The organism is Bacteroidota bacterium, from assembly GCA_016715945.1.
In the GTDB taxonomy this organism is placed as follows: domain Bacteria; phylum Bacteroidota; class Bacteroidia; order Bacteroidales; family F082; genus JALNZU01.
Map to the genome: position 1 here is coordinate 1,674,270 of JADJXJ010000001.1, position 11,165 is coordinate 1,685,434.

The following is an 11,165-nucleotide window of genomic DNA, read 5'->3' on the forward strand; positions in this document are numbered from 1 at the left end:
ATCTTCAATTATGAACTTTACCAGCGAATGGGTGAATGTGAATGCACCGGCCGAAAAGGTTTTTGCCAAAGCAACCGACCTGAAAAATCTTGGTGAGGTGATGCCGGAGCAAATTGTGAACTGGCAGGCCGACGACACGCATTGTTCGTTTACGATAAAAGGCATGACCAGCCTGAAGCTTAGGGTGGATGAGAAAAATCCGTCAAGACTGATGCGGCTCGTGCCCGATGGCAAGTCGCCTGTGGAATTCGAGCTTTTGTTTTATGTGAAGCCGGCGGGCGATCAGGCCTCGTCGGTAATGGTGGAAGTTGAAGCCGACCTCAACCCTATGCTTGCACTGATGGCCCGCCGTCCGCTGCAGAACCTGGTCGACACCATAGCGGCAGGTCTCGGCCGCTGGAATTATTGAACCATCCTGGCTTCCGAAAGGTCGTACGCTTGCAGCTGGCCGGGCGCAGTCGCAAGCTGAATGCGGCCAAACTCATCAACGCCCGCAATCTTACAATCCACCAGATTACCACCGATACGGAACTGCCTGATCTCGCCCAATCCCCGCAGGCGATTCAGATAGTTGATGCGCAGCAACTTCGCATCCCCCTGCTCAATGCGGCCGATTTCCTTTTTCATGTAATCCATCAGCTCAGCCAACAGGCCGTGGCGGTCGTAAATTCTGCCCGAAAGCATCCGCATCGAAACAGGATTAGGGAGCTCCTCCGGAAAATCCAATTGATTGACATTGAGCCCGATGCTGATGATGGAATGGGTGATGAGCGCACCCGAAACCGTGTTGCTGATCAGTACGCCGGCCAGTTTGCTGTTGCCCGACCAGATATCGTTGGGCCACTTGATGCTGACCGAGGGAATGGCAAATGCATCCATTAAACCCGCAATGGCGAGCGATACGGCCATAGTAATTTCAAACTGGCGTGAAGCAGCCAGGTGGCGCGGACACCAGCAAAAGCTCATCAAAAGGTTTTGACCCGGCGCGCTGTGCCAGGTGTTGTTTCCCTGACCACGTCCACCTGTCTGAAAATCAGCCGTAATCACTTTCCCGCAAACCGGTTCGCCCGCCTGAAGCATCTCACTCAGCAGCTTGTGGGTGGAAGTGGTCGGCCCGAGGCGCAGCATGTTATCCGCCATGAAGTCCGTCATTTTCCGGCAAATTTAAGGTTTGCCGCACTGTGCTTTGCTTCATCCCGCCGTGATAAACAATCCATAACAATAATTAACTGATTTTGAATACCTGATCAAAAGCAGCGCCGCAGGGGGTGTAAAGATTCTGTATTTTTGCAGATTCGAGCATCGGCTATAGCCGAACATTCGTTGTAAACCGTTTGTTTAAGGAGGACAATGCCCAGAAGAAAACCCCGGAAAACAGAAAACAGTATGCCCCTGCTGAGCACCGTTGTAGCCGCATTGCAGGATAAAAAAGGAAAAGACATTGTGAGTCTCGACCTCAGAACCACCCATTCATCGCTTACCGATTATTTTGTGATCTGCCACGGCACTTCCAAGACACAGGTAGATGCACTTGCCGGAGAAGTGATTGATAAGGCGCTGACAGTTGCAGGCGCAAAACCATACAACAAAGAAGGTTTTGAAAATTCGGAATGGATTTTGATTGACTTTGTGGACGTAGTGGTGCACATTTTCCTTGAGCAGACCCGGAAATTTTATCAGCTTGAGCAGCTCTGGGCAGATGCCGCACGCACCGAACATGCCTATGCAGAGTAGGCAGCAACAATTTTCTTACAAACCTTTGCACGACAAAAACCTCAAGATGAGCCAGGACAACTCAAATAAGACACCGAAAAAACCTCTGTCGCGGGAAAACGGCGACAAACCCAGGTTTAATTTTTACTGGATTTACGGCATACTTGCTGTGGTTTTTCTTTTGATACAGTTCTACAACTGGGAGCCAGGACCACAGCAGATCAACAAAGGCGAATTGCTCCGCATGCTGCAAAATGGTGATGTGCAACGCATCGACCTCGTAAACCGCGAAATTGCCGAGATCTATGTTAAACCCGACAAAATAGACCTTTATCTGCCAAAAGACGAGCAAGGCAAAAACCAGGAACGCCCGCTTGCTCCCAACAAACCGCATTTTACCTATCAGATCGGAGAAGTAGGCGCGTTTGAACGGGATGTAGCGCAAGCGCAGGAAGGTCAGGAAAACCCGATCTATGTGAACAACATCACCCGGCGCAACTGGACCACAGAAATCCTGGGATGGATCTTCCCGCTGCTGCTGCTCATTGGCGTTTGGTTTTTCATTATGCGTATGATGAGCCGTGGCGCCGGAGGCGCTGGCGGCCAGATCTTTAACATTGGCAAATCGAAGGCCCAGCTTTTCGACAAAAACACCATGGTCAACGTCACTTTTAAAGATGTTGCAGGCCTGGACGAAGCCAAGGTGGAGATCATGGAGATTGTTGATTTCCTGCGCAACCCGGAAAAATACACCAAACTTGGAGGTAAAATCCCGAAAGGCGTCTTGCTTGTTGGCCCTCCCGGTACTGGTAAAACGCTGTTGGCCAAGTCGGTAGCCGGCGAAGCCCACGTGCCCTTCTTTTCCATATCGGGTTCCGACTTTGTTGAGATGTTTGTGGGGGTGGGCGCCTCGCGCGTGCGCGACCTGTTCAAGCAAGCCAAAGAAAAATCGCCCTGCATCATCTTCATCGACGAGATTGATGCAATTGGCAGGGCGCGTGGCAAAAACCCGGCCACCGGCGCCAACGATGAACGCGAAAACACATTGAACCAGCTGCTTACCGAAATGGACGGCTTTTCCACCAACTCAGGTGTGATTGTGCTGGCTGCTACCAACCGTGCCGACATCCTCGACCGCGCCCTGATGCGTGCCGGCAGGTTCGACAGGCAGATCTATGTGGAATTGCCCGACCTGGAAGGCCGCAAGGAAATTTTTGCCGTACACATGCGCAATCTGAAACTCGACAGCAGTGTGGACAGGGACTTTCTGGCCAAGCAAACCCCCGGATTTTCGGGTGCCGACATTGCCAATGTGTGCAACGAAGCTGCCCTGATTGCTGCACGTCACAACCACGAGATGATTACCAAGCAGGACTTCATGGACGCCATCGACAGAATCATAGGCGGATTGGAGAAGAAAAACAAAATCATCTCGCCCAACGAAAAGAAAGTGGTTGCATACCACGAAGCCGGCCACGCCACAGTAAGTTGGCTGCTCGAGCATGCCCACCCGCTTGTAAAAGTAACCATTGTGCCCCGTGGCCGTTCGCTTGGAGCAGCCTGGTATCTGCCCGAAGAAAGAGCCATCGTAACTTACGAGCAAATGTTCGACGAAATGGTAGCTACGCTTGGGGGCCGGGCTGCAGAACAGGTCATTTTCGGCAGAGTGTCCACCGGCGCACTCAGCGACCTTGAGAAAGTAACCAAACAGGCCTATGCCATGGTTACCTACTACGGCCTGAGCAAAAGGCTGGGCAACATCAGTTTCTACGACTCCACCGGCCAGAACGAATTTGCTTTCAGCAAGCCATTCAGCGAAAAAACCAACGAAATCATTGATGAGGAAATCAGTTCGCTGGTTGAATCTGCTTACCAGAGAGCAGTACAATTGCTCGAAGAAAATAAAGAAGGACTGATCAGATTGGCAGAAAAACTGCTTGAGAAAGAAGTTATTTTCAGCGAAGACCTTGAAGCGATCTTCGGCAAGCGGCCCTGGCAACCAGAACCTGCCCAGCAGAACGTAGGCACGCCGGCTGCTCAACCAGAAACTGAGCCAGCCAACGAACCGGTAGCGGCCGAAGAACCAAACCAAAACCCGTCAGCCCATGAACATGAAAGACAGCACACCCAAGGAACAAATCCTGGCTAACATACGTAACGCTCTGATTGACAAGGCCACCAATGCCCACCCCGGAGTGGAAATGCAGGGACCTGTGTTCAAAGCTGCCGATCCCGACGAATCGCCGGACATCGTATTTGCCGACATGTTTTCGGAAGCAGGAGGTCAGTTTATTTATTGCGAAAACGAGTCGGTGATGGCCGATCTGCTTCAGCAGCTCATGCATAGCCGTGGTTGGACTGCCCTATGGTGCAAAAGCGAGCGCCTGGCCAATTTTCTCGAAGCTGCCGAGATCCCGTTTTTCATGCAGGCCCACGCCTCCGACGACGAGCTGGTAAGCATCACAACTTGCGAAAGGTTGATTTCCGAAACTGGAAGCATCATGATATCCGACCTGGTTGCCGGTGGACGTGAGCTTTATTCGATGCCTGACGTACACCTCGTGCTCGCTTTTGCCAGCCAGGTACGCACCTCGCTAAAGGCTGCTTTCAGCGACATGAAAGCCAAATATCCCAATGGCATGCCTCCCATGCTCACCACCATCACCGGACCCAGCCGCACAGCCGACATCGAGAAAACACTCGTCAAAGGCGCCCATGGCCCGAAAGAACTTTTCCTGTTCCTGATCGACGACCTGCAATAAGCTCCACTGCATTGGATACCAAGCTCAACAACCTGGTCACCCGCACCATTTATGGCCTGCTGTTTGCCGTAATCGTCGTTGGCAGCATGCTGTTTTCCAATGTGTTGTTTGCCGTGGTGATGCTCTTTGTGGTGTTCGAAGGCAGCCGCGAAATGGTCAGACTGCACAACAGTGTCAGGTTCAACCCGAACCACCGCACAGCCTTTTATCTCAATGCCCTGGCCGCCTACTTTCTGGCAGTTGTAGTATCAGCCGGGCTGATACACACCAAATGGCTCATCCTGTCGCTGCTTTCGTTGTTGTTTCCTTACATTCACGCGCTTTTCAGCAAGCGGCAGAACACAACTGCTATATTAATCGTTCATTGGCAGATACTTATTTTTATTGCGCTGCCGGCCAGCCTCATGGTCTTTCTTCAGCAAGGCCATATCCCTGCCGCCTCTTCAGGCGCTTATACCTTGCTCAGCATTATCCTGCTGATCTGGATCAACGATATTTTTGCTTATCTGACCGGCATTTCTTTCGGTAAGCACAAGCTGTTCAGCCGTATCTCGCCAAAGAAAACCTGGGAGGGCACAATAGGCGGACTGCTGGCTAGCCTCGCGGCAGCATGGGCAATTGGTCGTTACATCGGCTGGATTGCACAAGCCGACGCTATCCCACTGGCACTGATCATTGTGGTCAGCGGTAGCCTGGGCGACCTCACCGAATCCATGTTGAAACGGCAGTCGGGCATCAAAGATTCCGGCAGGCTCATCCCAGGCCACGGCGGCATACTCGATCGTTTCGACGCCAGCTTTTTCGCTGTGCCCGCAGCGTTTGTCTATCTTTTCTTAACTACCTGATTCACATGCACATTCACCGCGAAGGATTTAAAATCATTTTCACCACTGCCTTATTCCTTTTTGCAGTCAATGCTTTGATGTGGATGACCCTTCCTGAAACGGGGATCTTCCATTACATTATCCTGTTCATTTCGCTGGCCACTTTGGTCTGGGCTGTGAGTTTTTTCAGGGTTCCGCACCGGCAGATCATTGAAGCTGATGATGCCATTGTGGCTTCAGCCGACGGAACGGTAGTGGCCGTTGAAGAGGTTCAGGAAACTGAATATTTCAACGACAAACGCATACAGGTTTCGGTGTTTATGTCGCCTTTCAATGTGCATGTCAACTGGTTTCCATGCGATGGAACGGTGTCGTACGTCAAATACCATCCCGGTAAGTTTCTGATTGCCAACCATCCCAAATCGTCCACCCTGAACGAGCGGAACACCATCGTGGTGCGCGATACCAAAGGTCGTGAGGTGCTTGTCAGGCAGATTGCGGGCATGCTGGCGCGAAGGATTATTTGTTTTGTCGAACCCGGCGATAAAGCTACACTTGGTGGCGAATTCGGTTTGATCAGGTTTGGTTCCAGGGTAGATTTTCTGGTGCCAGCCGATGCAAAAGTGAATGTAAAGATTGGCGACAAAGTGCGCGCCAACCGCACCATCATCGCCTGGTTCAGTTAGTTTTTCACAGCAGGCTCATCAATTCCTTCAGGCTTCTGATTTCATATCCCGGCCTGATGGAGGTGCTTCGACCCCGGGCATTGTAATACACCGCATTGAGCCCAAACGCCATGGCACCTTCCACATCCACTTCCGGATCGTCGCCTACCATCAGGCTGTTGCTGGCCTCTGCCCCGGCCCGCTGCAATGCCAGGGCGAATATCCCGGGTTCAGGCTTCTTGACGCCGGCCTCTTCGGAGGTGATGATGTGTTCAAAATATTTTTCCAGGCCGGCTTCCTTGACCTTGGTGTACTGCACTTCGGCAAACCCATTGGTAATCAGGTGAAGTCTGTATTTCGGACAGAGGTACTCCAACACTTCGATGGCATATGGCTCAAGCCGTACGATGCGGGGCGCATGCCACAGATAAAAATCGGACATCTGCTCATCAAGCCCTGGCATGAATATCCCAAAGCTCTCCAGCGTCAGTCGGAAGCGTTTGCTGCGCAAGTCTTCCTTTTGTATTTTTCCTTCGCGATATAGCGCCCAAAGGGCATCGTTGTGCTGATGATAAATCCGGCTGAAATCGGTAAGGTTCAGGCCATGTATGGCTGCCAGACGAAAATGATCAAACATCAGCCGGAAAGCCTCGTTGGAGCTGGCCTCAAAATCCCAGATGGTGTTGTCGAGGTCGAAAAATATATGTTCAAGGCCCTTGGCAATCATGATTGGCGCATGTTTTGGAGCTTCTGTTGTATCCAGCCGAACAATACAAGTGCAGCGGCATGGCTTACATTGAGCGAGCGGGTAGGCCCCGGAACAGGGATATGCACACTGAGGCTGGCTCTTTGCAGCACAGGCGCGCTGATGCCATGCACCTCGTTGCCCACCACAAAAACCGGATGATCAGGCAGTTCTAAGTCGAACAGGCTTACAGAACAGCTTGTTGTTTCGATGGCCACCACACAGGCCCGGGATGGCAGGCTGTTCAGCCAGGTTTCAGTTTCCATGAATTTCCATGGCAGGTTGTTGCAGCTACTCGCCGCTACCCGTTTCACCCTGGAGAGGTTGACCTGTGTGCTGTCGCCTAAGAAAACAACTTCCGAAGCTCCGGCATTGTCGGCCAGCCGGATGAGGGCACCCATATTTTCGGGGTTACGCAGGTGGTCGGCCACCAGCACCGGGCGTCCATGCAATTGGAAGAAACGCTCCCAGGAATGGCCCGTAAACAGATCGTTCGACTTGATGTATTGATTTAGCAAGCGCAAACAGGTTTAAAAAAAAACTGCCCGGACATGCGGGCAGTCATAGATATTCTATCCAGGTCAGATGGCAGCCCTGGATGCCACTGTATGATCCACAAGGATACGTCCGCAGTATTCGCACACGATAACTTTCTTATGCATGCGGATATCCAGCTGGTGCTGAGGCGGAATCTTATTGAAGCAGCCACCGCAGGCATCGCGCTCAATCTGCACTACAGCCAGGCCGTTTCGTGCGTTATTCCGGATACGCTTGTAGGCGATCAGCAGGCGCTCTTCGATCTGCTCTTCGTAAAGCTTGGTTTTGGAAGCCAGTTCGAGCTCTTCTTTTTCAGTTTCTTCGATAATGGATTGAAGCTCTCCTTTTTTGACTTCGAGGTCCGAGTTCTTTTCGGCCAGCTTCTGGCGGGCAGCTTCAATCTCCCTGTTCAGCTCCTCGATGCGAGCGGTGTATTCGCGGATACGTTTTTCGGCCAGCTGGATTTCGAGCGTCTGGTATTCAATTTCCTTCGAAAGTGAGTCGTATTCGCGGTTGTTGCGCACATTCATCTGCTGCTCTTCGTAGCGTTTGATGAGCGCCTGGCTTTCCTTGATGGCGTTTTTCTTTTCTACAATGCTCTGGTTGAGGGCATTGGTTTCGTTCTCGAACTTTTCGATGCGCGTTTCGAGTCCGGCAATTTCATCTTCGAGGTCCTGCACTTCGAGCGGAAGCTCACCGCGAATACTTCTGATTTTGTCGATCTGCGAGTCGATCAGCTGCAATGAATAAAGCGCCAGCAACTTGCGTTCGATGCTGTACTCGAGCTGTTCGTCAACACTTGATGGGGAGGCCATGTTTTTGGCGTTGGTATCTTTCGACATATGTGCTATTGTGGTTTTACGAAGTAATGTACTGCCCTGTAGTCCTGCTCCGGAAACAGGACTGCAAAGGTAGGAAATTTTTCGTTGATGATGTTGGCCATGAGCTGAGTAGTAAACTGTTCGGTTTCGTAATGCCCGGCATCAACGAGCAGCAATCCGGCATCGAAGAAATCGTGGTATTTGACATCTGCTGTAATAAAAGCGTCGGCTCCGGCCCTGCGCGCATCGGGCAACAGAAAGGCTCCCGATCCTCCGCAAATGGCAACTTTTTGTATGCTTGCACCTTTCAGGGCGGTATGCCTCAGGGCAGGCGTTCCCAACACCTGCTGCACATGCTGCAGAAAACCTAACTCGGACATTGGCTCTGGCAGTATGCCAACCATGCCCGAACCCACTTTTTCGAAGGTGTTCTTCAGTGGATAAACATCGTAGGCCACCTCTTCGTAAGGGTGTGCGGCTTTCATGGCGGCAACCACCCTGCCCATAAGGTGCACCGGCAGAATAGTCTCGATGCGCAGCTCCGGCTCGGAGTGCACCTGACCATGCTGTCCGACAAAGGGATTGGTGCCTTCGCCAGCCCTGAACGTACCTGCACCCTCGGCATTGAAACTGCAGCTGTCGTAGTTGCCGATATGTCCGGCCCCGGCATCGAACATGGCCTGACGAACCTTGGCTGCGTAATCGACCGGACAAAATGTCACCAGCTTGCACAATGCCCCCTCAGCCGGACGTAGGATGCGCAGATCCTGCAAACCAAGGCGTTGCGCCAGCATATGGTTTACACCTCGGTACACATTATCCAGATTGGTGTGCATGGCCATGATGCTGAGGCCGTTGCGAATTGCGGAAACCACAATACGTTCCACTTCGGTGCGCGCACCAATACTTTTCAGACCTTTGAAAATGACAGGGTGATGCGAAATGATGAGGTTGCATCCTTTTTGTGCTGCTTCGGCTACAATGGCTTCGCTCAGATCCAGACAAAGCATCACCCTGTCCACTTCCTGATCTGGTGAGCCCACCAAAAGCCCGGCATTGTCGTAGCTTTCCTGAAACGAGAGCGGAGCAGTGGTTTCAAAAAGGTCAATAAAGTCTTTAACCCTTAATTTGCTCATGCGCAAAATTTATTTTGTAAAGAAAAGTGAATGAAACTATTATGCAAAATTAACGTATGAGTGTGCAATTACTGCACATGGCTTTTTAATTTAGCGGTCATATATAAACGATGCGAAAGTTATTATTACCGCTGGCGGCTGTTTATCAGTTAATTTTGATTATACGACACTGGTTGTACGACCTGGGATTGCTGAAAAGCAAGACCTACACGATCCCGCTGATTGGTGTGGGCAATCTGAGTTTTGGCGGAACGGGAAAGACCCCTATGGTCGAACACCTGGTCAGGCTGCTTGGCACCGCTTACACAACTGCCATTCTGAGCCGGGGTTATAAAAGAAAGCGAAAAGGGGCTTTTCTGCTCGACAGCAGCTCAAGTGCATATGAAGCTGGCGACGAGGCAAGACAATACAAGCTGAAATTCCCGCATATTCAGGTGGCTGTTGCCGAAAAACGCGTGGAGGGTATGAAACTTTTGCTCGATTCCATCAACCCGCCAGAGGTGGTTGTGCTGGACGATGTTTTTCAGCACAGAGCTATCAGGCCCGGGCTCAATATCCTGCTCACGGACTATCATAAGCTATATGCTGACGATTTCTTGTTTCCTGCCGGAACCTTGCGCGACACCGTGCTGGCCGCGAAAAGGGCTGACATCATCGTGGTAACCAAAACGCCCGCCGTGATGTCGCCCTACATATGGGAGGAAATCATGCGCTCGCTCAAACTAAAGCCACACCAAAAAGTCTTTTTGTCGTATCTGGAGTTTGGCGACCCTTACCCTATTGGCAAGCCCGACAAACCCCAGCCTTTCAAAGATTTCTCCAGCATCCTGCTGGTCACCGGAATTGTGAACCCTTACCCTTTGATTGAGCACGCCAGGAGAAAATGTAACGACCTGTTTCACAGAGCCTATCCTGATCACCACGCTTTTTCAGAAAAGGACTTATTTGAAATTCGCCAGGCTTTTCAGCATATCATCGGAAGCAACAAAATCATCCTTACTACGGAAAAGGATGCCGCCCGTTTGGCAGATTCTCCGTACTTTAGCCGACTTGAATCGCTACCCATACTCGTGCAGCCGGTGCAGGTAGCCTTCCATGATTCGGTGTACGGAAATTTTGACCAAACCATCATTGATTATGTTCGAAAAGCTTCAGCAAACAGTTGAATTTTTAAAAGCAAATACCAGTATCACCCCTGAAATCGGAATCATCCTCGGCACAGGTCTGGGAGGTCTTGTTGACGACATTGACATTGTGCACAGCTTTGGTTACGAGCAGATTCCCAACTTCCCTGTCTCAACTGTGCAGGGCCACCAGGGCAGATTGATTTTTGGCAGGCTGGCCGGCAGGGATATCGTAGCCATGCAGGGGCGTTTTCATTTTTATGAAGGCTACAGCATGCAGGAAGTTACCTTTCCTGTGCGGGTGATGAAAATGCTGGGCGTTCGGCTGCTTATTGTATCGAATGCCAGCGGCGGGCTGAGTCCGGATTTTGCCATTGGCGACCTGATGTTTATCCGCGACCATATCAACCTGATGCCCAATCCCTTACTCGGGCCGAACGACGACAGGCTGGGACCTCGTTTTCCGGACATGAGCGAAAGCTACGACCACAAGGTGTTGCAACTGGCCCACAAAGTGGCACGCAGGGCAGGCATCAGGGTGCACGAGGGGGTTTACGTGGCAGTAACAGGTCCAACCTATGAAACCCCTGCCGAATACAATTTCATCCGGGTGATCGGAGGCGATGCCGTGGGTATGTCAACGGTGCCCGAAGTGATTGTGGCCAGGCAGATGAGCCTGCCGGTGTTTGCAGTATCCGTGATTTCGGACTTAGGGGTGAAAGGCAAGATAGTCGAAATCTCCCACGAAGAAGTAATCGAAGCTGCCAAAGGCGCACAGCCAAAACTCAAAACCATCATTCACGAGCTCCTGAAAGAGTACACCGCCTGACGCATTCGT

At 51.4% G+C, this 11,165-nt stretch carries 13 protein-coding genes; 8 read left to right on the top strand and 5 right to left on the bottom strand.

The genetic code is table 11. The features are described 5' to 3' along the window. Positions 1–10: 10 nt before the first annotated feature. Positions 11–409 (top strand): SRPBCC family protein, encoded by a 399-nt coding sequence (locus tag IPM52_06410; protein ID MBK9291240.1) that lies wholly within the window; start codon positions 11–13, stop codon positions 407–409. Here IPM52_06410 and IPM52_06415 read toward each other — a convergent pair. After that, on the bottom strand, positions 403–1,140 hold the full coding sequence (locus IPM52_06415; protein ID MBK9291241.1) for a biotin--[acetyl-CoA-carboxylase] ligase: 738 nt from the start codon (positions 1,138–1,140) through the stop codon (positions 403–405). The genes IPM52_06410 and IPM52_06415 overlap by 7 nt on opposite strands. Positions 1,141–1,386: 246 nt before the next feature. On the opposite strand from IPM52_06415, the gene rsfS reads away from it, so the two are divergent. The 5 genes from rsfS to IPM52_06440 are packed head-to-tail and all read left to right on the top strand — an operon-like array spanning position 1,387 to position 5,985. Further along, positions 1,387–1,734 (top strand): ribosome silencing factor, encoded by a 348-nt coding sequence (rsfS, locus tag IPM52_06420; GenBank protein ID MBK9291242.1) that lies wholly within the window; start codon positions 1,387–1,389, stop codon positions 1,732–1,734. A 46-nt stretch (positions 1,735–1,780) separates the two neighbouring features. Continuing rightward, positions 1,781–3,862 carry an ATP-dependent zinc metalloprotease FtsH gene (gene ftsH / locus IPM52_06425; GenBank protein MBK9291243.1) on the top strand — a complete coding sequence of 694 codons (2,082 nt, stop codon included), beginning with the start codon at positions 1,781–1,783 and terminating at the stop codon, positions 3,860–3,862. Next, positions 3,819–4,475, top strand: coding sequence for an LUD domain-containing protein (locus IPM52_06430; GenBank protein MBK9291244.1), 657 nt, complete (start codon positions 3,819–3,821; stop codon positions 4,473–4,475). Before ftsH ends, IPM52_06430 begins: the two co-directional genes overlap by 44 nt. Positions 4,476–4,486: 11 nt before the next feature. After that, on the top strand, positions 4,487–5,320 hold the full coding sequence (locus IPM52_06435) for a phosphatidate cytidylyltransferase (GenBank protein ID MBK9291245.1): 834 nt from the start codon (positions 4,487–4,489) through the stop codon (positions 5,318–5,320). 5 nt (positions 5,321–5,325) lie between these two features. Then, entirely contained in the window at positions 5,326–5,985 is a 660-nt protein-coding gene (locus tag IPM52_06440) for a phosphatidylserine decarboxylase family protein (GenBank protein MBK9291246.1), read from the top strand. A 4-nt stretch (positions 5,986–5,989) separates the two neighbouring features. On the opposite strand, the gene IPM52_06445 is transcribed toward IPM52_06440, so the two are convergent. The 4 genes from IPM52_06445 to IPM52_06460 form a co-directional block, all read right to left on the bottom strand. Beyond that, complete coding sequence (locus IPM52_06445; protein MBK9291247.1) at positions 5,990–6,691, bottom strand: noncanonical pyrimidine nucleotidase, YjjG family; 702 nt, start codon at positions 6,689–6,691, stop codon at positions 5,990–5,992. Beyond that, complete coding sequence (locus tag IPM52_06450; protein ID MBK9291248.1) at positions 6,688–7,227, bottom strand: TrmH family RNA methyltransferase; 540 nt, start codon at positions 7,225–7,227, stop codon at positions 6,688–6,690. Before IPM52_06450 ends, IPM52_06445 begins: the two co-directional genes overlap by 4 nt. A gap of 63 nt (positions 7,228–7,290) precedes the next feature. Beyond that, positions 7,291–8,061: a hypothetical protein gene (locus IPM52_06455; protein MBK9291249.1), complete on the bottom strand. Its 771-nt coding sequence runs from the start codon at positions 8,059–8,061 to the stop codon at positions 7,291–7,293. A 32-nt stretch (positions 8,062–8,093) separates the two neighbouring features. Then, complete coding sequence (locus tag IPM52_06460) at positions 8,094–9,203, bottom strand: Nif3-like dinuclear metal center hexameric protein (GenBank protein ID MBK9291250.1); 1,110 nt, start codon at positions 9,201–9,203, stop codon at positions 8,094–8,096. A gap of 110 nt (positions 9,204–9,313) precedes the next feature. On the opposite strand from IPM52_06460, the gene lpxK reads away from it, so the two are divergent. After that, a complete protein-coding gene (lpxK, locus tag IPM52_06465) occupies positions 9,314–10,369 on the top strand; it encodes a tetraacyldisaccharide 4'-kinase (GenBank protein ID MBK9291251.1) in 1,056 nt (351 codons plus the stop codon). Continuing rightward, the gene (locus IPM52_06470) at positions 10,341–11,156 is read left to right on the top strand and encodes a purine-nucleoside phosphorylase (protein MBK9291252.1); all 816 of its coding nucleotides are present in this window, start codon (positions 10,341–10,343) and stop codon (positions 11,154–11,156) included. The genes lpxK and IPM52_06470 overlap by 29 nt, the downstream gene beginning before the upstream one ends. The last annotated feature ends 9 nt before the right edge of the window (positions 11,157–11,165 follow it).